This is a genomic window from Synechococcus sp. CS-205, from assembly GCF_025128255.1.
Taxonomy (GTDB): domain Bacteria; phylum Cyanobacteriota; class Cyanobacteriia; order PCC-6307; family Cyanobiaceae; genus Regnicoccus_A.
In genome coordinates, this window is record NZ_JAHLZB010000014.1 from 22,587 (window position 1) to 44,558 (window position 21,972).

Below are 21,972 nucleotides of genomic sequence, written 5' to 3' on the forward strand. Positions count from 1 at the left end.
AGCTCGAGGAGCAGCCCGTAGCCTGGTGGCCGCCAGGATGACGCCGAGAAGCATGGGAGAGGCCAGACGTCGCACGGAGCAGGGATTGCCACCCCGAGGGCCACAGAACAAGCCCGGCGCTGCTCAGGAGAGCTCCCCCCGGCTGGCCCCCTGGCTTCCGCTGACCCGCCGCCAGGCAGACCGTTTCGTTGAGGTGTCCACCCGGGGGGCCTGGGTGGGGATCGCGGCTCTGGTGCTGTTCTGGGTGACGGTGCGATTCATCGGACCGGCTGCCGGCTGGTGGACCCTCGCCGACTGATCGGGTGCGCCTTTGCCCACAGAGCCTCAAGAGCTGGCAGGAAGTGGAAGAAAACCTTAGGATCGCTCAAACTTCAGAGCTGGCCGATGTTTCCCCGCCTCGCTGAGCAGTACCGCTCCGTGGTGCTGGATCTGGTGATGAGCCTGCAGGCCCTGGCCAGCAGCCTGCAGCGCAAGGGCCTTGTGGCCACCTGCTATGTCTGCGGTGATGGCCGTGATGGCCATGGAGCGTCCTTCGTGGCCGACCTCGGGGATGCCCACATGGTCCGCTTTCTTGTCTCCGATTTCGGCATCAGCTGGGTTGAATCGCGCAACGGCTGCGAACTGGTGAAGCTGGAAGGTGCCGAGGCCATCCAGGAACTGCAGCGGGTGGCCACGTTTCTGCAACAGTCCCAGCCTGTTGCGGCAAGCCCTGACACCAGCGAACCGCCCCAAGCCAAGAAGCTTGGGGCTCCTCTGAGCTGATCAAGAGATCCAGCTCACCGTCAGGCCGTTCATCGGGAGGCAGCCTCAAGCACAGAACCACCGGCTGGGGCCTTCGGCTCGCCTGCTCCACTGGAGGTCGCCAGCTTGGCGGCAGCCTCCGCCAGCGGTTTCATCGAATTGGCGGTGACATCAGCTCCCTCCGTGAGCTTCTGCCGGACCTCCGCCTCGATCTGTTCCTTTTGCGTGGCGTTCTGCTCCAGCCAGGTGATGGTGTTGTCACGCCCCTGTCCGATGTTGTCGCCGCCATAGCTGTACCAGGCTCCCTTGCGGATCACCACACCGGTTTCCTCGGCCAGGTCGAGGACGCAGCCCAGGGTGCTGATGCCACGGCCAAAGAGAATGTCGAATTCGGCAATGCGGAACGGGGGAGCCACCTTGTTCTTGGCCACCTTCACCTTGGCGCGGATGCCGTATTCCTCCGTGCCGCGCTTGAGGGTCTGGATGCGACGGATGTCGAGCCGCACGGAGGCATAGAACTTGAGAGCGTTGCCACCGGTGGTGGTTTCAGGATTGCCATAGGTGACGCCGATCTTCTGACGCAGCTGGTTGAGGAAGATCACCGTGCAGCCCGACTTGCCGATGTTGCCGGTGATCTTGCGCATCGCCTGGCTCATCAGTCGGGCCTGGCTGCCGACAGCCAGGTCGCCCATCTCCCCCTCAATCTCGGCGCGGGGGGTCAGGGCCGCCACCGAGTCGACCACGACGATATCGACCGCAGCGGAACGCACCAGCTGATCAACGATCTCCAGGGCCATCTCACCGGTGTCGGGCTGCGACACCAGCAGATTCTCCACATCGACGCCGAGGGCGGCGGCATAGACCGGATCGAGCGCATGCTCGGCATCCACGAAAGCGGCCACCCCGCCGCGGCGCTGGGCCTCGGCGATGGCATGGAGGGTGAGGGTGGTCTTGCCGGAACTCTCCGGCCCGTACACCTCCACCACCCGCCCTTTGGGATAGCCGCCACCAAGGGCGAGATCCAGGGTGAGCGCCCCGGTGGACATCGTTTCCACCCGCATCCGGGACGCATCCCCCAGGCGCATGATCGAGCCCTTGCCGAAGTTCCGCTCGATCTGGCCCAGCACCAGGTTGAGGGCCTTGTCGCGCTCGGCGGCACCGGCGGCGCCGGAGGACGCCGCGGCGCTCGCGGAACGGGGCTGGGCGGACCTGAGATCGGTGCTCTTGGGGTCGGCAGGCATGGTCAGTGGAGGATGAAGGAACAGGCCGGAAAGGGACGGACCCTGAAGGGGATGTCGTCCTGCGGCCTCACAGCTACAGGTGCCACCAAAGCCGTCGGATGTATCAGGGCGACGACCCGTACGCCCGGAGATTAGTACAGGCGTACGCTAACGGGTCAGGGCCACTCCGCCAAGGGGGCGGCGAAGGCCGTCGGTTCCAGCACCGTCAGGCCCTCGGGCAGATCGGCCAGATCCCGGGGGCCGAGATAGCCCCAGCTCACGAGAAAGCAACGCACGGCCTCGAGGCCTGCGGTGGCCCGAACGGCCTCGAGGGTGGCTCGGCGGTCTTCGATGAACCAGAGCGGACGCTGCAGGGCAAGCAGGCGCAGCAGCACCTCGGGCTTGGTGCCGTCCTCGTGGCCGAAGGTTTGCAGGGGGACAAGACCCTGGGCCGCCAGCAGCTCCCTGGCGAAGTCGCCGCCCTTGGTGGTGAGCACGGCCCAGTCGGCCCTCTCCGCCGCCAGGGCCCGCAGCCGTTGTGGCACTCCTGGATAAGGCCGGTGCAACGCCAGCCAGTGGGAGCGATCCGCCTGGATCGCCTCCCGGCGCACATCCTCGAGCGTGGACTGCAGGATCGGCGGGCTCCAGCCCCAGTGGGCCAGGGCCAGAGGCAGGGCCTGGTCGTAAGCGACGCCAGGGGCACTGAGGGCGCTGGGATGGCGGGCGAGCTCCGCGGCCACCAGCACCATCTCCCACCCCTTGTGGATCAGCGGGCGCAGCCGGGCGAAGGCGGCGGGAGCCTGCTCGGGGAGGGGCAGATCCGGAGACAGCCTCAGGGCCGCCTGGCGGGCCGCCCACCAGTACTCCGCCATGCCGTCGACGAGTACGCCGTCGAAGTCGAACACCAGCAGAGGGCCGGGGGCCACACAGAAATCTCTCAGAACTGGGCCGCTAGGATTCGAACCTAGGAATGGCGGGACCAAAACCCGCTGCCTTACCACTTGGCGACGGCCCAACGCTCCAGCAGCGACCTACCGATCGAGGGGATCCAAGCGGATGGATCTCGAGGGGAAGGGGCTTGGCCGGTTGCCTTGTTAGTTACCCACAGCGGGCCGTCCTTCGTCAATCTCTCCGGACCGGTGGGGAACCCGGTGCACCAGGGCCGGGACTGTCAGGGGGGAAAGACCCGAAGCCGCTGCTGGTCGCCGCTGCCGAACTCGGCACTACGCAGGCCGTAGCCGTTCACCTGATCGGCCTGGATGCGGCGCACCGATGGGCTGCGCGGCAACAGCTCCACCGGCCGCCCCTGGGGAAGCACCACCTGCTCCACCGCCAGACGGCATTCCTCCATGGCGCCATGGGCGTCGTCAGGAGCACTGGCACGACCAGTGGGCGGGGGAACCCCATCACCCCCGCGACGGCGCAGCAGCCGCTCAACGCCCCGCTGGATCTGGGGGAGGGTGTCGGCCTTGATCACCAGGATCGGCACATGGCGCTCGAGGGCCTGGCTGCGCACCTGTGGATCACGGCCCAGCTGCTGGCGCAGGCTGAGAACCGCGTCGGCCTCCTCCACCTGGCTGGCGCGCTGAACGGGCAGCTGACGGCTGCGCACCACCTGCTCCAGCAGCTGGGGGCTGACCCCGCAGCAGTAGAGGCGCAGGGGCGCCGCGGCCGTGGTGGGAGAGGCCGTCCGGCGATGGGGCGGGGGCAGCGAAGGATCGGGAAGGGGCACCGGCGCCAGGGCCGGGCGGCGGGAGGGCGGGGTGGCGACCGGGGCCAGGCCCCGCCGGGGCATCCGGGGGGAGGGCGGGGCAGGCTCGGGATCATTGAGGCGCAGGCGGCCGTCGCTGTCCAACTCACGGATCTGGGGGCGCACGGGCTGGCCCCGCAGTTGCTGATCAACGGTGCGGGCCACGTCGGCATGAACCGACCAGCGGTGGCGGCTGTGCATCTCCACCGCCAGGGGGAAGGTGGGCTCGGCGCAACGCTCCAGAACAGTCTTCTGGGAGCCGCGGCGGCGGGCCTCTTCATCGCCCAGGGTGACCGACTGGATGCCTCCGATCAGATCGGCGAGCGTGGGGTTCTTGATCAGGTTGGCCAGCTCGTTGCCGTGGGCCGTGGCCACCAGCATCACGCCCCGCTCGGCAATGGTGCGGGCGGCCTGGGCCTCGAGTTCGGTGCCGATCTCATCGATCACGATCACCTCGGGCATGTGGTTCTCCACCGCCTCGATCATCACCTGATGCTGCTGCTCAGGACGCGCCACCTGCATCCGCCGGGCACGGCCGATGGCGGGATGGGGGATGTCACCGTCACCGGCGATCTCGTTGCTGGTGTCGATCACCACCACCCGCCGTTCCAGGTCGTCGGCCAGCACCCGGGCGATCTCCCTCAGGGCCGTGGTCTTGCCGACGCCGGGGCGCCCCATCAGCAGCAGCGACTGGCCGCTGTCAAGCAGGTCGCGCACCATCGCCACCGTGCCGAACACAGCCCGACCCACCCTGCAGGTGAGCCCGACCACCTCACCGGCTCGGTTCCGGATGGCGCTGATGCGGTGCAGGGTGCGCTCGATCCCAGCCCGGTTGTCGCCGCCGAAGGCCCCGAGCCGCTGGACCACGGCCGCCAGATCGGCCCGATCGATCGGTCGCTGATCCAGCACGCTGGCCCGTCCGGGGTAGCGAGCCTCAGGAGCTCGGCCCAGATCCAGCACCACCTCCAGCAACTGCTCCCTGCTGCCCAGGCTGGCCAGAGCCTCCCCGACCCGATCGGGAAGCACCTCCAGCAGGCGGTCGAGATCGTCGGTGATCCCCTGGGGCGTGATCGGGAGGGGATCCGAGGGACGACCGGCGACACTTGAACTGGGCATGGATGGGGGCCCTCTGCATTGCCGTTCTAGCCGTCGGCGACCAGCCAGGGAGAGACGAGCTCCCGGGCCAGCCCCAGGCCCCGGGGCCAGAGGTCTGGATCGTCGAGCACACGCCGGCCATGGCGCGCCGCCTCCTGGACCAGAGGGGCGAGCCTTCGGCGGGCCAGACCACCGAAGGCCACGCCTGCGGCTGTCGCCCGGGCAGCACGGATGCCCCCACTGCGCTGGCGCAGCAGCGGCAGGCTGCGTTCATTGGTACCACCCGCCAGTTGCAGGGGTCCCGGGGGAGCCAGCGGGCGCACGGCGACCAGCAGATTGACGGCGGCATGGGCGGTGCCGTGGCCCACGTCTCCGCTCATCGGGCGGCCATCGAGTTGCCAGAGGGGGCGCATCTGATGGCGGCGCAGCAGGGCGAACCGCTGCCAGAGCTCCCGGGCCAGGCGAGCGGGGGTGGCGTCGGCGTCGGCATCAGCGCTGGTGGCACCGGCGCCTGCCTCCAGTCCACAACTCACAGCCAGCCGCCGCAGGGGCAGTCCCGAGGCCACCACCTGCTCCAGTCGCCTGGCGAAGGCGTCTCCCCGACCCAGGCGGGTGTGGATCTCCACAGCGTCCGGGCGCAGACGCGCCAGCAGGGCCGGCACCGCCCGGGCCTCCAGCCCATGGCTCCGGGGCTCAATCAATCCCAGGGGGCAGGCAGGGATGCAGCGGCCACAGCCATAGCAGCGCTCCGCGATCACGCCCGAGCCGGACGGAATCGCCTCGGCAGGGCAGACGCGGGCGCAAGGCCTGGGGCAGTCGGCTGGACAGCGGCTGGGATCGAACCAGGCCTTGCGGAAATGGGGATCTTCCCCGTCGCTGAGGCTGAGCATCAGCCAGGGGGTGACCAGCTCCGGACATTGGCAACGGGCCCAGCGCAGGCCGCGCCTGGCGGCGGCCACCACCGCCTCATCGGCGGCCACATCGATGCAGTGGACCCCCGCGAGGGCATAAAGCCCACAGAGATCTTCGATGGCGGCGAGATCCTGGTTGCTGGCCCCGCAGATCAGCTTGACCCAGCGACCGCAGGCCAGGGCCTGCTCAGGCCGCAACCATCTGCTCCAGCGGCCTCCAGCGAAGGCTGCGGGCACCGCCCAGCTCCGCCACGATCTTCAGCCTGGGCTCACGCCGGGTGAGCGTGCACAACGATTGCAGCTCAGCAGACGAGAGCACCTGCGCTTCGAGCAACCACAGGACCATCGGCTTGACGCCCTCCAGCAGGGCTCCGAGCTGGGGCATCACCCTCTGCACCTCTCCCACGGCAGCCCCACGGCCGACGCTGTGGTGACCCAGATGGGGGGGGCGCACGCCGTGGCTCTGGAACAGAAAGGCCTCCGGATCGCCCAGTCCACGGGCCGAGGTGATCTGGGCGCCGTAGCCGGCGGCGCGCAGACGCCGCAGCAGCCTGGTCTCGGCGCCGCCTTCAAGGGGTGCATAGAGGGCCAGGGCTCCGGCCTGCTCAAGGTCCTCACGGAAGCGACGTCCGGAGAGCAGCAGAGGCATGGGGCGGCACCAGAACTGGTGACGGCAGTCTGGCAGGGAGTGACGGGACTGGGTGAAGGCCGTGGGGTATGTTGGTTGCTTGTGCAACTGATCTGCGCCCGACCGCTAGCCGGGCCTCCGGAGCTGTGCACGGGATCGTCGCTGGCGACGGTCTCTTCTGGCCAGTGCGGCCAGGCTTGCCGGATTGCTCCGCGCAACGCCACAGCCGCCGGGATACTGCCGCCTTGCCCAGCAGGTGCGGACAAGTCCCAGCCAACTGTTTCGCCAACCGCTAGCCCACCCGAAACCGCTCAGGAGGATCTGCCTTCCAGCGGCTCCGGAGCCAGGTTCCTGGCCCAGCGCGTCTGCCCGATTCAGTCCCGAGTGGTTCGCACCCTCCGTGCGTGCCGCTGTCCCGCTGGCGTTTCTCCCTCCTATGTCCTTCGGCATCCTTGGGAAGAAACTGGGCATGTCCCAGTACTTCGACCCCAACGGCAAATCCATCCCGGTCACCGTGATCGAGGCGGGCCCCTGCCGCATCACTCAACTCAAGACTCCCGCCACTGACGGCTACAGCGCCGCGCAGATCGGTTTTGGCGAGGTCCGCGAGAAGCTCGTCAACAAGCCTGCTGCCGGCCACCTAGCCAAGTCGGGCGACGAGCTGCTCCGCCATCTCCAGGAGTACCGGCTCGACTCCCTTGATGGGCTTGAGCTGGGGGCTTCCATCACGGTCGAGGCCTTCGAAGCCGGACAGAAGGTGGACGTCAGTGGCGACACCGTCGGCCGGGGTTTCTCCGGCTATCAGAAGCGCCATGGCTTCAGCCGGGGTCCGATGACCCACGGCTCCAAGAATCACCGCGAGCCTGGGTCCACCGGTGCCGGCACCACTCCAGGGCGTGTCTATCCGGGCAAGCGCATGGCGGGCCGCTACGGCGGCAAGCAGATCACCACCCGTGGCCTCACCATCCTCAAGGTGGATCAGGACCGCAATCTGCTGGTGGTGAAAGGTTCGGTGCCCGGCAAGCCCGGCACCCTGCTCAGCATCCGCCCCGCCCTGCGGGTCGGCGCCAAGGCCGCGAACTGAGGAGAAATCAGATGGTGAATTGTGTTGTTCGCGATTGGCAGGGCAAGGAGGCCGGCGAGGCCAGCCTTGACCTGAAGGTCGCCAAGAAATCCTCCGCTGCCGACCTGGTGCACAGGGCGGTGGTGCGTCAGCTGGCCAACGCCCGTCAGGGCACCGCCAGCACCCTCACCCGGGCGGAAGTCCGCGGTGGCGGCCGGAAGCCCTACAAGCAGAAGGGCACGGGCCGGGCCCGTCAGGGCTCGATCCGCACCCCGCTGCGTCCCGGTGGTGGTGTGATCTTCGGGCCCAAGCCCCGGAGTTACAGCCTGGCGATGAACCGCAAGGAACGTCGCCTGGCCCTGCGCACGGCCCTGCTCAGCCGTGCTGCCGACATCCTCGTGGTCAAAGGCTTCGCAACCGATCTCAAGGTTCCGAAGACCAAAGAGATCGTGGACGCGCTGGAGCGCTGGGACGTGCCGGCCGGAAGGAAGGTCCTTCTGGTGCTTGATGCCCCCAGCGATGTGGTGCGCCGCTCGGTGCGCAACCTCGAGAAGGTGAAGCTGATCGCCGCGGATCAGCTCAATGTGTTCGACCTGCTCCACGCCAATGTGCTGGTGTTGAGCGAAGAGGCACTGGCGAAGATTCAGGAGATCTACGGCGATGACTGAGCGTTTCAATGGCCGGCTCGCGGATGTGATCCGCCGGCCGCTGATTACTGAAAAAGCCACCCGTGCCCTGGAACTCAACCAGTACACGTTCGAGGTGGACCCCCGGGCAGCCAAACCCGACATCAAGGCCGCTGTCGAACATCTGTTCGACGTGCATGTGATCGGGGTGAGCACCATGAATCCTCCGCGCAGAAGCCGGCGGGTCGGTCGCTTCGCCGGCAAGCGCGCCCAGGTGAAGAAAGCCGTGGTGCGCCTGGCCGCCGGCGATGCCATCCAGTTGTTCCCAGAGGCCTGAGGGGTCTGAATCGTTATGGCAATCCGCAACTACCGCCCCTACACCCCCGGCACTCGCGGCCGCTCCTCCAGCGACTTCAGTGAAGTCACGGAGCGACGCCCCGAGCGCACGCTTGTGGTGGCCAAACACCGTCAGAAAGGCCGCAACAATCGCGGTGTGATCACCTGCCGCCACCGCGGCGGTGGCCACAAGCGCCTCTACCGCCTGGTCGACTTCCGTCGCGACAAGACCGGCGTGGTCGCCCGGGTGGCCGCCATCCACTACGACCCCCACCGCAATGCGCGGCTGGCGCTGCTCTTCTACTCCGATGGAGAGAAGCGCTACATCCTGGCTCCTGCCGGCATCAGCGTGGGGCAGACGGTCGTATCCGGCCCCGACGCCCCGATTGAAGTGGGGAATGCCCTGCCGCTCTCGGCCATTCCCCTCGGCTCCAGCGTCCACAACGTCGAGCTCTATGCCGGCCGTGGTGGCCAGATGGTCCGCACCGCTGGTGCCAGCGCCCAGGTGATGGCCAAGGAAGGCGACTATGTCGCCCTCAAGCTCCCCTCCACCGAGGTAAGGCTGGTGCGTCGCGAGTGCTTCGCCACCCTCGGCGAAGTGGGCAATGCCGAAGTGCGCAACGCCAGCCTCGGCAAGGCGGGTCGCACCCGCTGGCTGGGCCGCCGCCCGCAGGTGCGCGGCAGCGTGATGAACCCCTGCGATCACCCCCATGGAGGTGGCGAAGGTCGGGCACCGATCGGCCGCTCCGGCCCTGTCACCCCCTGGGGAAAACCCGCCCTGGGCCTGAAAACCCGCAAGCGCAACAAGCCAAGCAACCGGTTTGTGCTGCGGAAGCGTCGCCGCACCTCCAAGCGGAGCCGTGGCGGACGGGATTCCTGATGCTCAACACCGTTCTGCTGTCTGCCTGATTCGCTATGGGACGTTCACTCAAAAAAGGACCCTTTGTCGCCGACCATCTGCTGCGCAAGATCGAAGCGCAGAACAGTGCTGGCGACAAAACCGTGATCAAGACCTGGTCGCGGGCCTCCACAATCCTGCCGATGATGATCGGCCACACCATTGCCGTCCACAACGGCAAAAGCCATGTGCCGGTCTACGTGACCGAGCAGATGGTGGGCCACAAGCTGGGGGAATTCGCCCCCACCCGCACCTTCCGGGGCCACATCAAAGACAAGAAAGGTGCCCGTTAAGGAGCGATTCACCATGGCCAACACCACCACCCCCAGCCAAGAAGCCCGCGCCCACGGCCGCTACATCCGCGGTTCCGTCTCCAAGGTGCGCCGGGTTCTCGATCAGATCCGCGGCCGCACCTATCGCGAGGCGCTGATCCTGCTCGAGTTCATGCCCTACCGCTCCACCGGCCCCATCACCAAGGTGCTGCGATCGGCGGTGGCGAATGCGGAGCACAACATGGGCCTCGATCCCACCACCCTGGTGATCAGCACCGCCAGCGCCGACATGGGTCCGTCCCTGAAGCGCTTCCGGCCACGGGCCCAGGGCCGTGCCTACGCCATCAAAAAGCAAACCTGCCACATCAGCATTGCTGTGGCTCCTTCCGCCTGACCCCCGAGGACACCGCCCGATGGGACACAAGATCCATCCAACCGGCCTGCGCCTGGGGATCACCCAGGACCACCACTCCCGTTGGTACGCCCCCAGCAAGACCTATCCGACCCTCCTCCAGGAGGACGACCGGATTCGCCGCTTCATCCACAAGAAGTACGCGTCCGCCGGCATCAGTGATGTGCTGATCGCCCGCAAGGCCGACCAGCTGGAGGTGGAGCTCAAGACAGCCCGACCCGGAGTGCTGGTGGGGCGCCAGGGAAGCGGCATCGAGGACCTGCGCGCCGGCATTCAGAAAACTGTCGGTGATCGCAACCGCCAGGTGCGCATCAACGTGGTGGAGGTGGAGCGGGTCGACGCCGACGCCTTCTTGCTGGCCGAATACATCGCCCAGCAGCTTGAGAAGCGGGTGGCCTTCCGCCGGGTCATGCGCATGACCGTGCAGCGGGCCCAGCGGGCCGGCGTGCTCGGCCTGAAAATCCAGGTGAGCGGGCGCCTCAATGGCGCCGAGATCGCCCGGACCGAATGGACCCGGGAAGGCCGGGTTCCGCTGCACACCCTGCGCGCCGACATCGACTACGCCACCAAGGTGGCAACCACCACCTACGGGGTGCTGGGCATCAAGGTGTGGGTGTTCAAAGGTGAAGTGCTTCCTGGTCAGCAGGAAAAACTCCCCGTCGGGGCAGCACCACGGCGCCGCGCCAACCGGCGGCCCCAACAGTTCGAAGACCGCTCCAACGAGGAGTGAGCAGGAAGCCTGAACCATGCTGAGTCCACGTCGCGTCAAATTCCGCAAACAGCAGCGAGGCCGCATGTGCGGTGTCGCCAGCCGGGGCAACACCATTGCCTTCGGTCAGTTTGCGCTGCAGGCCCAGGAATGCGGGTGGATCACCTCCCGCCAGATTGAGGCCAGCCGCCGGGCCATGACCCGCTACGTCAAGCGGGGCGGGAAGATCTGGATCCGGATCTTCCCCGACAAGCCCGTCACCATGCGCCCCGCCGAAACCCGCATGGGCTCCGGTAAGGGCAACCCCGAGTTCTGGGTGGCCGTGATCAAACCAGGTCGCATCCTCTTCGAGATGGGCGGTGCCGAAATCACCGAAACCATCGCCAAGGAGGCCATGCGCCTGGCCCAGTACAAGCTGCCCATCAAGACCAAGTTCCTGGCCCTTGACGAGCAGGTGAGTGCGGTCGAACCGGAGATCACCGTCCCTGTGGAGTCCTGAACCCATGGCCCGTCCTGACATCGCCGAGGTGCACAAGCTCACCGACGCCGAAATCAGCGAACAGATCAACGGCACCCGCCGTGATCTCTTCGATCTGCGCTTCCAGCAGGCCACCCGCCGTCTGGAACATCCTCACCGCTTCAAGCAGAGCCGCATCAAGCTGGCCCAGCTGCTGACGGTGCAGAAGGAGCGTCAGAGCTCCACCCCCTCCGCCTCCTGATCCCCCCACACCACCCATGGCACTCAAGGAAAGGGTCGGCGTCGTCGTCAGCGACAAGATGGACAAAACGGTGGTGGTGGCGGTGGAGAACCGCTTCCCCCATCCCATCTACCAGAAGACCGTCAGCCGCACCGCCCGTTACAAAGCCCACGACGAGGACAACCGTTGTCGCGTGGGTGATCGGGTCCGCATCACAGAAACCCGTCCCCTCAGCCGCACCAAGCGCTGGGCCGTGGCCGAGATTTTCACCACATCCGGCGCGAGCTGAGGAGATCCCACCATGATTCAGCAGGAAACCTTCCTCAATGTCGCTGACAACAGCGGCGCCAAGCGCATCCAGTGCATCAGGGTGCTGGGCACCAACCGTCGCTATGCCCACGTGGGGGATGTGATCGTGGCTGCCGTCAAGGACGCCATGCCCAACATGGGGGTGAAGAAGTCTGATGTGGTCAAGGCCGTGGTAGTCCGCACCAGGGCCACCCTGCGCCGTGACACCGGCAATGCCATCCGTTTCGATGACAACGCCGCCGTCATCCTCGGCACCGACAACAACCCCAAAGGCACCCGGGTGTTCGGCCCTGTGGCCCGGGAACTGCGGGAGCGCAACTTCACCAAAATCGTGTCTCTCGCCCCGGAGGTGATCTGAGATGGCCACAGCCACACCAAAAACCAGGCCCCTCCAGCGGGTCAAGATGCGCATCCGCAAAGGCGACACCGTCAAGGTGATCGCCGGTAAGGACAAGGGCAAGACCGGGGAGGTCCTGCGCACCCTTCCCAACGAGAACCGTGTTGTGGTGCAGGGAATCAACCTGCGCACCCGTCACATGAAGCCCACCCAGGAAGGCGAATCAGGCCGGATCCTCACCGAAGAGGCTTCCATCCATGCCTCCAACGTGATGGTGTTCTCCACCGCCAACAACGTCCCCAGCCGGGTGGAGCTTGTCGTCGAGGCCGACGGCACCAAGAAGCGCCGCCTCAAGAAGACGGGTGAAGTTCTTGCCTGACGGCAAGCACGTCCGCTCCCACCGCTGAACGAACCCTGTCCGCTTTCTGACAACGCCCAGAAGCGCATCCCCCCATCCCCGCCATGTCACTCAAACAGCGCTATCGGGAGACGATCCTGCCCAAGTTGCTCAAGGATCTCACCCTCTCGAACGTCCATGAAGTCCCCAAGGTGGTGAAAGTCACCATCAACCGGGGACTCGGCGAAGCCGCCCAGAACGCCAAGGCTCTTGAAGCCTCCATCAGCGAACTGGCCACCATCACCGGTCAGAAGGTTGTGGTAACGCGCGCCAAGAAAGCCATCGCCGGCTTCAAGATTCGCCAAGGCATGCCGATCGGCGTGGCCGTCACCCTTCGCGGGGATCGGATGTATGCCTTCCTGGAGCGCCTGATCAACCTGGCCCTGCCCCGCATCCGCGACTTCCGTGGCGTCAGCCCGAAAAGCTTCGACGGACGTGGCAACTACACCCTGGGGGTGCGGGAGCAAATCATCTTCCCCGAAATCTCCTACGACAAAATCGACGCCATCCGTGGCATGGACATCACCATCGTGACCAGCGCCCGCAACGACGAAGAGGGCCGGGCCCTCCTCCGCGAGATGGGAATGCCGTTCCGCAGCAACTGAGCCCCCTCTTCGGATCCCAACCATGGCTAATCACGACCCGATTTCCGACATGCTCACCCGCATCCGCAATGCGAGTGAGAAGAAGCACCAGACCACCAAGGTGCCTGCTTCACGCCTCTCCCACAGCATCGCCAAGGTGCTGCAGCATGAAGGCTTCATCGCCCAGATCAGCGAGGAGGGAGAAGGCGTTGAACGCTTTCTTGTTCTTGAGCTGAAATACAGTGGCAAGCACCGTCAGCCCACCATCCGTTCGGTGCAGCGGGTGAGCAAGCCAGGTCTGCGCATCTACAAGAACACCCGCCAGCTTCCCAAGGTCCTTGGCGGCCTGGGTGTGGCGATCATCTCCACCTCCAGAGGGGTGATGAGCGACCGCGATGCCCGCAAGCAGGGCGTTGGCGGCGAAGTGCTTTGCTACATCTATTGATCAGGGAGTCGATCCATGTCTCGTATTGGTAAATCGCCGATCCCCGTTCCCGACAAGGTGAATGTCACCCTGGCGGGTCTGGCGGTAACGGTCAAAGGTCCCAAGGGTGAGCTCAGCCGCACCCTCCCCGATGGGGTGGCGGTCAGCCAGCAGGACAACACCCTGGTGGTCACCCCCTCCAACGGAAGCCGCCGCTCCAGGGAACGTCACGGCCTCTGCCGCACCCTCGTCGCCAACATGGTGGAGGGTGTCAGTCAGGGGTTCACCCGCAAGCTCGAGATCGTGGGAGTGGGCTACCGCGCCCAGGTCCAGGGACGCAAGCTGGTGGTCAGTGCGGGCTACAGCCACCCGGTGGAGGTGACTCCCCCTGAGGGCGTCAGCTTCACGGTGGAGGGCACCACCCAGGTGATGGTGTCCGGGGCCGACAAGGAGCTGGTGGGCAATGAAGCCGCCAAGATCCGCGCCATCCGTCCTCCTGAGCCCTACAAGGGCAAGGGCATCAAGTACGCGGGTGAGCGCATCCTGCGCAAGGCCGGCAAGTCCGGTAAGAAATGAGGCCTGCCTGAGCGTTCCCACCCTGTACTGCCATGTCCACCCTTTCCAGAAAACAGCAGACCCAGAAGCGTCACCGCCGTCTGCGTCGCCATCTCAACGGAACCGCCGATCGTCCTCGCCTGGCCGTGTTCCGCTCCAACAACCACATCTACGCCCAGGTCATCGACGACGCGGCCCAGGCCACCCTCTGTGCAGCCTCGACCCTCGACAAGGATCTGCGCACCAGCCTCGAGTCGAGTGCCACCCGCGACGCCTCCGTCGCCGTGGGCCAGCTGCTGGCCACCCGCGCCATCGCCAGGGGAATCCAGCAGGTGGTCTTCGACCGCGGTGGCAACCTGTACCACGGCCGGGTCAAGGCCCTCGCCGATGCCGCCCGGGAAGCGGGCCTTCAGTTCTGAACCGCCTCCAACCATGACCGAAACCAACGAACAGACCAAATCCAGCGACGTGCCATCCGCGGCCGTCGGCGTTCCCGCTGCTGCCGAAGCTCAGCAGGAACGCCGCGGTGGCGGCAACCGTGGTGGCGGTGGTGGTGACCGCCGTGGTGGCGGCGGACGCCGCGACAACCGCCGTGGCCAGGAGCGCGACTCCGAATGGCAGGAGCGGGTGGTGCAGATCCGCCGTGTCTCCAAGACCGTCAAAGGCGGCAAGAAGATGAGCTTCCGAGCCATCGTCGTGGTCGGTAACGAACGCGGCCAGGTGGGTGTGGGCGTCGGCAAGGCGGGTGATGTGATCGGCGCCGTGCGCAAGGGCGTCGCCGATGGGAAGAAGCACCTGGTGAAGGTTCCCCTGACCCGCACCAGCTCCATCCCCACCGACGGCCATGGCGTCGACGGTGCCGCCAGCATCCTGATGCGCCCGGCGGCCCCTGGCACCGGCGTGATCGCGGGCGGCTCGATCCGTACTGTGCTCGAGCTGGCCGGGATCAAGAATGTGCTGGCCAAACGCCTGGGCAGCAAGACTCCCCTCAACAATGCCCGCGCCACCATTCAGGCGCTGCAGTCTCTGCGCACCCACAAGGAGACGGCCAAGGAACGGGGCATCTCCCTCGAGCAGATCTACTCCTGAGCCCCATGACCCTCTCTCTCAGCACCCTCACCCCCCAGACCGGTGCCCGTCGGCGCAAACTGCGCAAAGGCCGTGGCATCGCCGCCGGCCAGGGCGCCAGCTGCGGGTTCGGCATGCGCGGCCAGAAGTCCCGCTCGGGCCGACCCACCCGTCCAGGCTTTGAAGGCGGCCAGATGCCTCTCTACCGCAGGATTCCGAAGCTCAAGCATTTCCCCCTGGTCAACCCCCGGCACTTCACCGTGCTGAACGTGGCCAAGCTCTCAGGGCTCAAGGCCGGCAGCACCGTCAACCTCGACACCCTCGTGGCGTCGGGTCTGGTCACCAGCCCCAAGCATCCGCTGAAGATCCTCGGCAGCGGTGATCTGGATGTGAAGCTGACTGTCGAGGCGGCCGCCTTCACCACCTCGGCTCGCGCCAAGATCGAGGCAGCAGGTGGCAGCTGCGAGCTGATCGACTGATCGGTCACGGTCCGCCCCCTGCTCTTCAAGGGTGCGCCGAGCAACCAGCCGCCTGCCGCCGCCCCATGGCCGTGCAGGCGGCTTTGCCATAGCAGCTCCCGTTTCGCCAGCCCGTCCCTCATCCCTTCTCGCCATGCTCGTCAGCCGGGGCCGCAACCCCAGTGCCGCGGAAATCCTCACCCAGGTGGTCCAGTCCAAGGGACTGAGGGATCGGGTCCTCACCACCCTTGGCTTGCTGTTGCTTGTGCGTCTGGGGATCTACATCCCCGTGCCGGGCATCGATCGGGTGGCCTTTCAGCAGTTCATTCAGCAGGGTGGCCAGCTGATCGGCTTCCTCGACATCTTCACCGGCGGAGGGATCTCCACCCTCGGGGTGTTCGCCCTCGGGATCCTGCCGTTCATCAACGCATCGATCATCCTGCAGCTGCTCACAGCCGCCCTGCCCCAGCTGGAGGATCTCCAGAAGAACGAAGGGGAAGCCGGGAGACGCAAGATCGCCCAGATCACCCGCTATGTGGCCCTGGGCTGGGGCCTTCTTCAGAGCACCGTCTTCGCCCTGATCCTGCGCCAGTACGCCCTTCCCGGCATCCCGGTACCGGTGTTCGTGATCCAGACCACCCTGGCGCTCGTCACCGGCGCGATCGTGGTGATGTGGATCAGTGAAGTGATCACCGAACGGGGGATCGGCCAAGGCGCCTCGCTGGTGATCTTCGTGAACATCGTGGCCACCCTGCCGAGGGCGCTCGGCTCCACCGTGAAGCTCGCCGAGAGTGGTGACCGGGCCACCATCGGCGGCATCGTGGTGCTCGTTCTGATCTTCCTGGTCACGATCGTGGGGATCATCTTCGTGCAGGAGGGCAGCCGGCGCATCCCGATCGTGAGCGCCAAGCGTCAGGCAGGCCAGGCGGCTCTCGCCAGTCGCCAGAGCTACCTGCCGCTCAAGCTGAACGCCGGTGGCGTGATGCCCATCATCTTCGCTTCCGCTGTCGTCTTCCTGCCCCTGACCATCGCCAACATCACCAGGGCTCCCTGGCTGATCCAGCTGGCCGGTTACCTCAACCCCAACAGCAGCACCCCCTGGCTCTATGCCCTGATCTTCTTTGCGCTGATCTGTGGCTTCTCCCTGTTCTATGCCTCGCTCACGATCAATCCGATCGACATCGCCACCAACCTCAAGCGAGGGGGTGTGGCCATTCCCGGTGTCAGGCCAGGCTCCGCCACCGCCCAGTACCTCAGCGGCGTGCAGAACCGACTGACCCTGCTGGGTGGTCTCTTCCTGGGGGCGGTGGCGATCATTCCCTCCGCCGTGGAAGGCGCCACCCAGGTGCGCACCTTCCAGGGTCTGGGTGCCACCTCCCTGCTGATTCTGGTCGGTGTCGCCATCGACACCGCCAAACAGGTCCAGACATACGTGATCTCCCAGCGCTATGAGGGCATGGTGAGGGAGTGATCCCCTCCAGCCCTGGCCGCCATTCCCAGACGCCCTCACCCGTCATGTCCGACCGTCTTCTCTTCCTCGGCCCCCCCGGCGCCGGCAAGGGCACCCAGGCCCAGCAGCTGGCCGAAGGTCGCCAGCTGCTCCACCTCTCCACAGGCGACCTGCTGCGGGCGGAAGTGCAGGCGGGAACGGAGCTGGGAGCCGAAGCCCAGACCGTGATGTCACGGGGTGAGCTGGTGAGCGACGCACTGGTGCTGGCGATCGTGCGGGCTCGCCTGCTCGGCCATGACGGTGGCTGGCTGCTGGATGGCTTTCCCCGCAACCTGGCCCAGGCCGAAGCCCTCGGCGAGCTGCTCGACGAACTGCAGAAGCCGATCCAGCACGTGATCCTGCTCCAGCTCGACGACGGAATCCTCCTGCAGCGCCTGCTCAGCCGAGGCCGCGAGGACGACAACGAAGCGGTGATCCGCCACCGTCTGGAGGTCTATCGTGAACAGACTGCGCCCTTGATCGCCTTCTACCGCAACCTGAGCCTGATCCGGGAGGTGGAGGCCGAAGGATCGGTGGAGGCGGTGGCCTCCAGGATCAGCAGCATCCTGGGTTGACCCATGTGATACGGTAGCTGTTTGCAAAATGGAGTGCCGCCGCCCATGAAGGTGCGTGCCTCAGTCAAGAAGATGTGTGAGAAGTGCCGAGTGATTCGTCGCCACGGCCGGGTGATGGTGATCTGCACCAACCCCAAGCACAAGCAGCGTCAGGGCTGACCTGAGCCGAGCTCTTCTTTCCCAGTGCCCCTTCGGGCACACCGCCCTGCCTTCAACGGCCGGGCTCCCTCTGCCCTACTGAATCGTTTTCTTCGTGGCTCGGATTGCCGGTGTCGATATCCCTCGTGACAAGAGGGTCGAGATTTCTCTCACGTACGTCTACGGGATCGGGCTCACCCGTGCCCAGAAAATCCTGGCCAAAGCCGGCGTCAACCCCGACACCCGCGTCAAGGACCTCGAAGACGCTGATGTCCAGAAACTGCGGGCTGCCACCGAAAGTTTCACTCTCGAGGGCGACCTGCGTCGTCAGGAGGGCATGGCCCTCAAGCGCCTCCAGGACATCGGCTGCCTGAGGGGTCGCCGTCACCGTATGGGCCTGCCCGTGCGTGGCCAACGCACCCGCACCAATGCCCGTACCCGCCGCGGCGCCCGCAAGACCGTGGCCGGCAAGAAGAAGTAACTCTCCCGTCCGACCCCACCACGGCGGTCAGATCCCTCACCACCTCACCCCACCAGGCCCCCGTCCATGGCGAAGCCAGCCAAGAAAACCGGCGCAAAAAAGACCAAGCGCAACGTGCCCAACGGTGTGGCACACATCCAGAGCACCTTCAACAACACGATCGTGTCGATCACCGACACCGCCGGTGAGGTGATCTCCTGGTCGTCGGCCGGGGCCAGCGGCTTCAAGGGAGCCCGCAAGGGCACCCCCTTCGCCGCCCAGACGGCTGCCGAGGCCGCCGGCCGCCGGGCCCTGGACCAAGGCATGCGCCAGATCGAAGTGCTGGTCCGTGGCCCCGGCTCCGGGCGTGAAACCGCCATCCGTGCCCTGCAGGTGGCCGGACTCGAGATCACCCTGATCCGGGATGTCACCCCCCTGCCCCACAACGGCTGCCGCCGCTCCAAGCGCCGCCGGGTCTGAATCCCCGCTTCCAACCGCCTCCCGGCGTTCCTCCTCACCACCATCAGGCCGTGCATCAGTATCAGATCGATCGGGTCGAGCATTCCATCGCCGACGACCGCTCCCAGACCGGTGTGTTCGTGATCGGGCCCCTCGACCGCGGCCAAGCCATCACCCTGGGGAACGCCCTGCGCCGGGTTCTGATGGGCGGCATGGAAGGCAGTGCCATCACTGCCGTGCGCATCGCCGGGGTCAACCATGAGTACGCCACCATCCCCGGTGTTCGTGAAGACGTCCTCGACATCCTGCTGAACTGCAAGGAAGTCGTGGTCAACAGCCGAAACCGCGACCTCGAGATCGGCCGCTTGGTCGTCAATGGTCCAGCCAGCGTCTCGGCAGGTGATCTTCAGTTCTCCTCCCAGGTTCAGGTGATCGATTTCGATCGCCCGATCGCCACCGTGGCCGAAGGTCACTCCCTGGAGCTTGAGGTGCACGTGGAGCGTGGGGTCGGCTACCGGCCGGTGGATCGCCACCATGAAGACACCAGCGCCATCGACCTGCTGCAGATCGATGCCGTGTTCATGCCCGTTCGACGGGTGAACTACACGGTCGACGAAACAGCTGTTGGCGAAGGCGGTTCGGCCCGGGAACGCCTGCGCCTGGAGATCGTCACCAGTGGCTCGATCACTCCCGATGACGCCATGGCCCAGGCAGCCAATCAGCTGATTGCCCTGTTCCAGCCCCTGGCCAGCCTGACCATGGTCGAGGAGCCTGGCCTCGAGCCTGAGCCATCGGCTGAAAGCCAGATCCCCCTGGAGGAGCTGAACCTCTCGGTGCGGGCCTACAACTGCCTCAAGCGGGCGCAGGTCAATTCGGTCTCCGACCTGATGGGCTTCAGCTACGAGGATCTCCTCGAGATCAAGAACTTCGGCTCCAAATCGGCTGATGAGGTGATCGAAGCGCTGGAGCGCATCGGCATCTCCCTGCCCCAGAGCCGGACCACTGCCTGAGCGGCACCGTTTCCTCCCTTTTCCTTTCCTCTCCCGGAACCATGCGACACCAGTGCCGCGTCCCCCTGCTCGGACGTCCCGCCGACCAACGCAAAGCCCTCCTGCGGGGCCTCACCACCCAGTTGATCCGCGAGGGCCGTGTCACCACCACCAAGGCTCGCGCCAAGGCCCTGCGTGATGAGGCGGAGCGGATGATCACCCTGGCCAAGGACGGCAGCCTGGCCGCCCGTCGGCGGGCCATTGGCTACATCTTCGACAAGCAGCTGGTTCACTCCCTGTTTGACAAGGCGCAGGAGCGCTATGGCGAGCGCAGCGGCGGCTACACCCGGATCATCCGTACTGTCCCCCGCCGGGGTGACAACGCCGAAATGGCCATCATCGAGCTGGTCTGACGCCCCACGACTTCGCTCCAGCATCCCTGTTGTCCACGCAGGAGGGGATTCGTCGAATCGCCCTCTGTCTGCAGTACGAGGGGTCTTCCTTCTGTGGTTGGCAGCGCCAGCCAGGGCAGCTGAGTGTGCAGGAGACCCTGGAGCAGGCCCTGGCCCAACTTGATCCGCACCGGCCGATGCGGGCCATGGCCGCCGGACGGACCGACAGCGGAGTCCATGCGGCCGGCCAGGTGGTGCATTTTGAGGCGAGCGGACCGATCCCCGCCCAGCGCTGGGCCGCGGCCATCAACGGCCGGCTGCCCGCCTCCATCCGGGTGAGGGCGGCCGCAGTGGTTCCCTCCAGCTGGCACGCCTGTTTCTCCGCCAGTTACCGCCGCTACCGCTACACCCTCTACAACGGCCGCAGGCCCAACCTGTTCCTCTCCCCCTGGAGCTGGCACCGCTACCAGAGGCGTCTGAACGAGGGCGCGATGGCCCGGGCCCTGCGTGGGTTGCTCGGCACCCATGATTTCAGCGCCTACCAGCGGGCCGGCAGCCGCCGCCCCCACGCCCGCACCAAGGTGCAGGCCGTGAGTCTGGAACGTGACGGCGACCTGGTCGTGGCCGAGATCCAGGCCAGTGGTTTTCTGTACGGCATGGTGCGCCTGATCATGGGCCAGTTGGTGGCCGTGGGTGAGGATCGCTTGAGTCCGGACGGATTTGAGACCCGCTGGCGACGGCGTGCACGCTCGGAGGTGAAAGAGGCGGCCCCAGCCCACGGGCTCTGCCTGCTGCGGGTTGGCTATCCCACATCGCCTTTCCCGCACTCAGCCTGGTATGATTGCCAACCGCGGCTCTGGCTGGAATGCCAGGATCCGCCGGAGCTTCCTTCCCTGAGCCCACCCCCGCTGTCTGACAGCAACGAGGCGTGCTCGCCACTGGATACGTCCAGCGGAGTCCCGGAGACGGGCCAATGGGCCAAGGTTTAGGCTCAGGAACTGCGCGTCACGCCGCTGGAGCCTCTCCGCCGGCACGGCCCTTCCACCTCTGTCCAGCCCCATCCTTCGGGATGGTGCCTTACTCCGATCCGGCCTGCCGGTGCGATGAACAAGACCTCCGTTCCCTCTCTCGATTCCCTCGACCGCCAGTGGTATCTGGTGGACGCCGAGAATCAGACCCTCGGCCGTCTGGCCAGTGAGGTGGCCAGCGTGCTGCGTGGCAAGAACAAACCCACCTTCACCCCCCACCTGGACACCGGTGACTTCGTGGTCATCATCAATGCCGACAAGATCCGCATCAGCGGCAACAAGGCCAGCCAGAAGATCTACCGCCGTCACTCCGGCCGTCCTGGCGGGATGAAGACTGAAACCTTCTCCGCTCTTCAGGCGCGCCTGCCCGAACGGATCGTCGAGAAGGCCATCAAGGGCATGCTTCCCCACAACGCCCTCGGCCGACAGTTGTTCCGCAAGCTGAAGGTGTACAAGGGTGCCGAGCACCCCCACGCCGCCCAGCAGCCTCAGGTTCTGTCCCTCGATCCTTCCGCCACCGCCCAATGAGCACCGCTTCCAACCGCGTCGTCTACTGGGGCACAGGTCGTCGTAAAACGGCTGTAGCCCGTGTGCGTGTCGTTCCCGGCACAGGCTCGATCACGATCAACGGCCGCCCCGGCGACAACTACCTCAACTACAATCCCAGTTACCTCAGCGCGGTCAAGTCGCCGCTCGACACCCTGGGGCTCTCCGCCGAGTACGACCTGCTGGTCAACGTCAAAGGCGGCGGACTCACCGGCCAGGCCGATGCGATCAAGCAGGGCGCTGCCCGCGCCCTCTGCGAGCTCTCCCCCGACAACCGCAAACCCCTCAAGACTGAAGGTCACCTCAGCCGTGATCCCCGGGCCAAGGAGCGTCGCAAGTACGGACTGAAGAAAGCCCGTAAAGCGCCCCAGTTCTCCAAGCGCTGATCCTTTCCCTCTCCATTCA

35 protein-coding genes and 1 tRNA gene are annotated in these 21,972 nt (G+C 66.2%); 30 read left to right on the forward strand and 6 right to left on the reverse strand.

Features of this window, described 5'->3' with window-relative positions:
• Positions 1-52: 52 nt before the first annotated feature.
• A complete protein-coding gene (locus KQ297_RS02955; protein WP_185464394.1) occupies positions 53-298 on the forward strand; it encodes a DUF2839 domain-containing protein in 246 nt (81 codons plus the stop codon).
• An 86-nt stretch (positions 299-384) separates the two neighbouring features.
• Positions 385-762, forward strand: coding sequence for a DUF1815 family protein (locus KQ297_RS02960; RefSeq protein ID WP_259738116.1), 378 nt, complete (start codon positions 385-387; stop codon positions 760-762).
• Between the two features lie 29 nt (positions 763-791).
• Here KQ297_RS02960 and recA read toward each other — a convergent pair whose 3' ends face one another.
• The 6 genes from recA to KQ297_RS02990 all read right to left on the reverse strand — a co-directional run bounded on the left by recA (position 792) and on the right by KQ297_RS02990 (position 6,366).
• Complete coding sequence (gene recA, locus KQ297_RS02965; RefSeq protein WP_259738117.1) at positions 792-1,982, reverse strand: recombinase RecA; 1,191 nt, start codon at positions 1,980-1,982, stop codon at positions 792-794.
• A gap of 155 nt (positions 1,983-2,137) precedes the next feature.
• The gene (locus tag KQ297_RS02970) at positions 2,138-2,887 is read right to left on the reverse strand and encodes an HAD family hydrolase (protein WP_259738118.1); all 750 of its coding nucleotides are present in this window, start codon (positions 2,885-2,887) and stop codon (positions 2,138-2,140) included.
• Between the two features lie 17 nt (positions 2,888-2,904).
• Positions 2,905-2,976 (reverse strand) — tRNA-Gln (locus KQ297_RS02975).
• A gap of 156 nt (positions 2,977-3,132) precedes the next feature.
• Positions 3,133-4,827, reverse strand: coding sequence for an AAA family ATPase (locus tag KQ297_RS02980; RefSeq protein WP_259738119.1), 1,695 nt, complete (start codon positions 4,825-4,827; stop codon positions 3,133-3,135).
• 26 nt (positions 4,828-4,853) lie between these two features.
• Entirely contained in the window at positions 4,854-5,954 is a 1,101-nt protein-coding gene (locus tag KQ297_RS02985; protein ID WP_259738120.1) for an LdpA C-terminal domain-containing domain, read from the reverse strand.
• Positions 5,905-6,366: an NAD(P)H-quinone oxidoreductase subunit N gene (locus tag KQ297_RS02990; protein ID WP_259738207.1), complete on the reverse strand. Its 462-nt coding sequence runs from the start codon at positions 6,364-6,366 to the stop codon at positions 5,905-5,907. The genes KQ297_RS02985 and KQ297_RS02990 overlap by 50 nt, the downstream gene beginning before the upstream one ends.
• Before the next feature lie 415 nt (positions 6,367-6,781).
• On the opposite strand from KQ297_RS02990, the gene rplC reads away from it, so the two are divergent.
• The 28 genes from rplC (at position 6,782) to rpsI (ending at position 21,953) form a co-directional block, all read left to right on the forward strand.
• A complete protein-coding gene (gene rplC, locus KQ297_RS02995) occupies positions 6,782-7,429 on the forward strand; it encodes a 50S ribosomal protein L3 (RefSeq protein ID WP_259738121.1) in 648 nt (215 codons plus the stop codon).
• Between the two features lie 11 nt (positions 7,430-7,440).
• A complete protein-coding gene (gene rplD, locus KQ297_RS03000) occupies positions 7,441-8,076 on the forward strand; it encodes a 50S ribosomal protein L4 (RefSeq protein WP_185464177.1) in 636 nt (211 codons plus the stop codon).
• Positions 8,069-8,371, forward strand: coding sequence for a 50S ribosomal protein L23 (locus KQ297_RS03005; protein WP_185464178.1), 303 nt, complete (start codon positions 8,069-8,071; stop codon positions 8,369-8,371). Before rplD ends, KQ297_RS03005 begins: the two co-directional genes overlap by 8 nt.
• A 15-nt stretch (positions 8,372-8,386) precedes the next feature.
• Complete coding sequence (gene rplB / locus KQ297_RS03010; RefSeq protein ID WP_259738122.1) at positions 8,387-9,250, forward strand: 50S ribosomal protein L2; 864 nt, start codon at positions 8,387-8,389, stop codon at positions 9,248-9,250.
• A gap of 35 nt (positions 9,251-9,285) precedes the next feature.
• On the forward strand, positions 9,286-9,561 hold the full coding sequence (gene rpsS / locus KQ297_RS03015) for a 30S ribosomal protein S19 (protein ID WP_185464180.1): 276 nt from the start codon (positions 9,286-9,288) through the stop codon (positions 9,559-9,561).
• A gap of 13 nt (positions 9,562-9,574) precedes the next feature.
• Positions 9,575-9,934 carry a 50S ribosomal protein L22 gene (gene rplV / locus KQ297_RS03020; protein ID WP_185464181.1) on the forward strand — a complete coding sequence of 120 codons (360 nt, stop codon included), beginning with the start codon at positions 9,575-9,577 and terminating at the stop codon, positions 9,932-9,934.
• 19 nt (positions 9,935-9,953) lie between these two features.
• On the forward strand, positions 9,954-10,682 hold the full coding sequence (gene rpsC / locus KQ297_RS03025; protein ID WP_259738123.1) for a 30S ribosomal protein S3: 729 nt from the start codon (positions 9,954-9,956) through the stop codon (positions 10,680-10,682).
• 16 nt (positions 10,683-10,698) lie between these two features.
• On the forward strand, positions 10,699-11,160 hold the full coding sequence (rplP, locus tag KQ297_RS03030) for a 50S ribosomal protein L16 (RefSeq protein WP_185464183.1): 462 nt from the start codon (positions 10,699-10,701) through the stop codon (positions 11,158-11,160).
• Positions 11,161-11,164: 4 nt separating this feature from the next.
• Positions 11,165-11,380 (forward strand): 50S ribosomal protein L29, encoded by a 216-nt coding sequence (gene rpmC / locus KQ297_RS03035; RefSeq protein ID WP_259738124.1) that lies wholly within the window; start codon positions 11,165-11,167, stop codon positions 11,378-11,380.
• A gap of 16 nt (positions 11,381-11,396) precedes the next feature.
• On the forward strand, positions 11,397-11,648 hold the full coding sequence (rpsQ, locus tag KQ297_RS03040; RefSeq protein WP_185464185.1) for a 30S ribosomal protein S17: 252 nt from the start codon (positions 11,397-11,399) through the stop codon (positions 11,646-11,648).
• A gap of 12 nt (positions 11,649-11,660) precedes the next feature.
• Positions 11,661-12,026 (forward strand): 50S ribosomal protein L14, encoded by a 366-nt coding sequence (gene rplN, locus KQ297_RS03045; RefSeq protein ID WP_006173346.1) that lies wholly within the window; start codon positions 11,661-11,663, stop codon positions 12,024-12,026.
• A gap of 1 nt (position 12,027) precedes the next feature.
• Positions 12,028-12,384: a 50S ribosomal protein L24 gene (gene rplX, locus KQ297_RS03050; protein WP_185464186.1), complete on the forward strand. Its 357-nt coding sequence runs from the start codon at positions 12,028-12,030 to the stop codon at positions 12,382-12,384.
• An 83-nt stretch (positions 12,385-12,467) separates the two neighbouring features.
• Positions 12,468-13,007 (forward strand): 50S ribosomal protein L5, encoded by a 540-nt coding sequence (gene rplE / locus KQ297_RS03055; RefSeq protein ID WP_185464187.1) that lies wholly within the window; start codon positions 12,468-12,470, stop codon positions 13,005-13,007.
• 22 nt (positions 13,008-13,029) lie between these two features.
• Positions 13,030-13,431, forward strand: a complete 402-nt coding sequence (gene rpsH, locus KQ297_RS03060; RefSeq protein WP_185464188.1) for a 30S ribosomal protein S8 — start codon at positions 13,030-13,032, stop codon at positions 13,429-13,431.
• A 15-nt stretch (positions 13,432-13,446) separates the two neighbouring features.
• Positions 13,447-13,986: a 50S ribosomal protein L6 gene (gene rplF, locus KQ297_RS03065; RefSeq protein WP_185464189.1), complete on the forward strand. Its 540-nt coding sequence runs from the start codon at positions 13,447-13,449 to the stop codon at positions 13,984-13,986.
• 32 nt (positions 13,987-14,018) lie between these two features.
• Entirely contained in the window at positions 14,019-14,384 is a 366-nt protein-coding gene (rplR, locus tag KQ297_RS03070) for a 50S ribosomal protein L18 (RefSeq protein ID WP_259738125.1), read from the forward strand.
• A gap of 13 nt (positions 14,385-14,397) precedes the next feature.
• Positions 14,398-15,054 carry a 30S ribosomal protein S5 gene (rpsE, locus tag KQ297_RS03075; RefSeq protein WP_259738126.1) on the forward strand — a complete coding sequence of 219 codons (657 nt, stop codon included), beginning with the start codon at positions 14,398-14,400 and terminating at the stop codon, positions 15,052-15,054.
• A gap of 5 nt (positions 15,055-15,059) precedes the next feature.
• Positions 15,060-15,512: a 50S ribosomal protein L15 gene (rplO, locus tag KQ297_RS03080; protein WP_259738127.1), complete on the forward strand. Its 453-nt coding sequence runs from the start codon at positions 15,060-15,062 to the stop codon at positions 15,510-15,512.
• A 133-nt stretch (positions 15,513-15,645) separates the two neighbouring features.
• Entirely contained in the window at positions 15,646-16,962 is a 1,317-nt protein-coding gene (gene secY, locus KQ297_RS03085) for a preprotein translocase subunit SecY (RefSeq protein ID WP_259738128.1), read from the forward strand.
• Between the two features lie 44 nt (positions 16,963-17,006).
• Complete coding sequence (locus KQ297_RS03090; RefSeq protein WP_259738129.1) at positions 17,007-17,555, forward strand: adenylate kinase; 549 nt, start codon at positions 17,007-17,009, stop codon at positions 17,553-17,555.
• A gap of 45 nt (positions 17,556-17,600) precedes the next feature.
• Positions 17,601-17,714, forward strand: coding sequence for a 50S ribosomal protein L36 (gene rpmJ / locus KQ297_RS03095; protein WP_007100636.1), 114 nt, complete (start codon positions 17,601-17,603; stop codon positions 17,712-17,714).
• A gap of 94 nt (positions 17,715-17,808) precedes the next feature.
• Positions 17,809-18,174, forward strand: coding sequence for a 30S ribosomal protein S13 (gene rpsM, locus KQ297_RS03100; protein WP_185464195.1), 366 nt, complete (start codon positions 17,809-17,811; stop codon positions 18,172-18,174).
• A gap of 66 nt (positions 18,175-18,240) precedes the next feature.
• Positions 18,241-18,633: a 30S ribosomal protein S11 gene (gene rpsK / locus KQ297_RS03105; RefSeq protein WP_255110681.1), complete on the forward strand. Its 393-nt coding sequence runs from the start codon at positions 18,241-18,243 to the stop codon at positions 18,631-18,633.
• 50 nt (positions 18,634-18,683) lie between these two features.
• A complete protein-coding gene (locus KQ297_RS03110; RefSeq protein WP_185464196.1) occupies positions 18,684-19,622 on the forward strand; it encodes a DNA-directed RNA polymerase subunit alpha in 939 nt (312 codons plus the stop codon).
• Between the two features lie 41 nt (positions 19,623-19,663).
• Entirely contained in the window at positions 19,664-20,014 is a 351-nt protein-coding gene (gene rplQ, locus KQ297_RS03115; RefSeq protein WP_185464197.1) for a 50S ribosomal protein L17, read from the forward strand.
• Positions 20,015-20,040: 26 nt separating this feature from the next.
• Positions 20,041-20,982 carry a tRNA pseudouridine(38-40) synthase TruA gene (gene truA, locus KQ297_RS03120; protein ID WP_399251118.1) on the forward strand — a complete coding sequence of 314 codons (942 nt, stop codon included), beginning with the start codon at positions 20,041-20,043 and terminating at the stop codon, positions 20,980-20,982.
• Between the two features lie 114 nt (positions 20,983-21,096).
• Positions 21,097-21,549: a 50S ribosomal protein L13 gene (gene rplM, locus KQ297_RS03125; RefSeq protein ID WP_185474724.1), complete on the forward strand. Its 453-nt coding sequence runs from the start codon at positions 21,097-21,099 to the stop codon at positions 21,547-21,549.
• Positions 21,546-21,953 carry a 30S ribosomal protein S9 gene (gene rpsI, locus KQ297_RS03130; RefSeq protein ID WP_185464199.1) on the forward strand — a complete coding sequence of 136 codons (408 nt, stop codon included), beginning with the start codon at positions 21,546-21,548 and terminating at the stop codon, positions 21,951-21,953. The genes rplM and rpsI overlap by 4 nt, the downstream gene beginning before the upstream one ends.
• Positions 21,954-21,972 lie beyond the last annotated feature (19 nt).

Excerpts from the sequence above, each read along its gene's own strand:
- rplB (WP_259738122.1), top strand. The coding sequence starts at position 8,387 with ATGGCAATCCGCAACTACCGCCCCTACACCCCCGGCACTCGCGGCCGC.
- rplE (WP_185464187.1), top strand. The coding sequence starts at position 12,468 with ATGTCACTCAAACAGCGCTATCGGGAGACGATCCTGCCCAAGTTGCTC.
- rpsI (WP_185464199.1), top strand. The coding sequence starts at position 21,546 with ATGAGCACCGCTTCCAACCGCGTCGTCTACTGGGGCACAGGTCGTCGT.
- rpsK (WP_255110681.1), top strand. The coding sequence starts at position 18,241 with ATGGCGAAGCCAGCCAAGAAAACCGGCGCAAAAAAGACCAAGCGCAAC.
- rplR (WP_259738125.1), top strand. The coding sequence starts at position 14,019 with ATGTCCACCCTTTCCAGAAAACAGCAGACCCAGAAGCGTCACCGCCGT.
- KQ297_RS03005 (WP_185464178.1), top strand. The coding sequence starts at position 8,069 with ATGACTGAGCGTTTCAATGGCCGGCTCGCGGATGTGATCCGCCGGCCG.
- recA (WP_259738117.1), bottom strand. The coding sequence starts at position 1,982 with ATGCCTGCCGACCCCAAGAGCACCGATCTCAGGTCCGCCCAGCCCCGT.
- rpsS (WP_185464180.1), top strand. The coding sequence starts at position 9,286 with ATGGGACGTTCACTCAAAAAAGGACCCTTTGTCGCCGACCATCTGCTG.
- rpsQ (WP_185464185.1), top strand. The coding sequence starts at position 11,397 with ATGGCACTCAAGGAAAGGGTCGGCGTCGTCGTCAGCGACAAGATGGAC.
- KQ297_RS02955 (WP_185464394.1), top strand. The coding sequence starts at position 53 with ATGGGAGAGGCCAGACGTCGCACGGAGCAGGGATTGCCACCCCGAGGG.
- rplN (WP_006173346.1), top strand. The coding sequence starts at position 11,661 with ATGATTCAGCAGGAAACCTTCCTCAATGTCGCTGACAACAGCGGCGCC.
- rpsE (WP_259738126.1), top strand. The coding sequence starts at position 14,398 with ATGACCGAAACCAACGAACAGACCAAATCCAGCGACGTGCCATCCGCG.
- rplD (WP_185464177.1), top strand. The coding sequence starts at position 7,441 with ATGGTGAATTGTGTTGTTCGCGATTGGCAGGGCAAGGAGGCCGGCGAG.
- rplV (WP_185464181.1), top strand. The coding sequence starts at position 9,575 with ATGGCCAACACCACCACCCCCAGCCAAGAAGCCCGCGCCCACGGCCGC.
- rplF (WP_185464189.1), top strand. The coding sequence starts at position 13,447 with ATGTCTCGTATTGGTAAATCGCCGATCCCCGTTCCCGACAAGGTGAAT.
- secY (WP_259738128.1), top strand. The coding sequence starts at position 15,646 with ATGCTCGTCAGCCGGGGCCGCAACCCCAGTGCCGCGGAAATCCTCACC.
- rplQ (WP_185464197.1), top strand. The coding sequence starts at position 19,664 with ATGCGACACCAGTGCCGCGTCCCCCTGCTCGGACGTCCCGCCGACCAA.
- rplC (WP_259738121.1), top strand. The coding sequence starts at position 6,782 with ATGTCCTTCGGCATCCTTGGGAAGAAACTGGGCATGTCCCAGTACTTC.
- rpsH (WP_185464188.1), top strand. The coding sequence starts at position 13,030 with ATGGCTAATCACGACCCGATTTCCGACATGCTCACCCGCATCCGCAAT.
- rpmJ (WP_007100636.1), top strand. The coding sequence starts at position 17,601 with ATGAAGGTGCGTGCCTCAGTCAAGAAGATGTGTGAGAAGTGCCGAGTG.
- KQ297_RS02980 (WP_259738119.1), bottom strand. The coding sequence starts at position 4,827 with ATGCCCAGTTCAAGTGTCGCCGGTCGTCCCTCGGATCCCCTCCCGATC.
- rplP (WP_185464183.1), top strand. The coding sequence starts at position 10,699 with ATGCTGAGTCCACGTCGCGTCAAATTCCGCAAACAGCAGCGAGGCCGC.
- rplO (WP_259738127.1), top strand. The coding sequence starts at position 15,060 with ATGACCCTCTCTCTCAGCACCCTCACCCCCCAGACCGGTGCCCGTCGG.
- rplM (WP_185474724.1), top strand. The coding sequence starts at position 21,097 with ATGAACAAGACCTCCGTTCCCTCTCTCGATTCCCTCGACCGCCAGTGG.
- rpsC (WP_259738123.1), top strand. The coding sequence starts at position 9,954 with ATGGGACACAAGATCCATCCAACCGGCCTGCGCCTGGGGATCACCCAG.
- rplX (WP_185464186.1), top strand. The coding sequence starts at position 12,028 with ATGGCCACAGCCACACCAAAAACCAGGCCCCTCCAGCGGGTCAAGATG.
- KQ297_RS02990 (WP_259738207.1), bottom strand. The coding sequence starts at position 6,366 with ATGCCTCTGCTGCTCTCCGGACGTCGCTTCCGTGAGGACCTTGAGCAG.
- KQ297_RS02960 (WP_259738116.1), top strand. The coding sequence starts at position 385 with ATGTTTCCCCGCCTCGCTGAGCAGTACCGCTCCGTGGTGCTGGATCTG.
- rpmC (WP_259738124.1), top strand. The coding sequence starts at position 11,165 with ATGGCCCGTCCTGACATCGCCGAGGTGCACAAGCTCACCGACGCCGAA.
- KQ297_RS03090 (WP_259738129.1), top strand. The coding sequence starts at position 17,007 with ATGTCCGACCGTCTTCTCTTCCTCGGCCCCCCCGGCGCCGGCAAGGGC.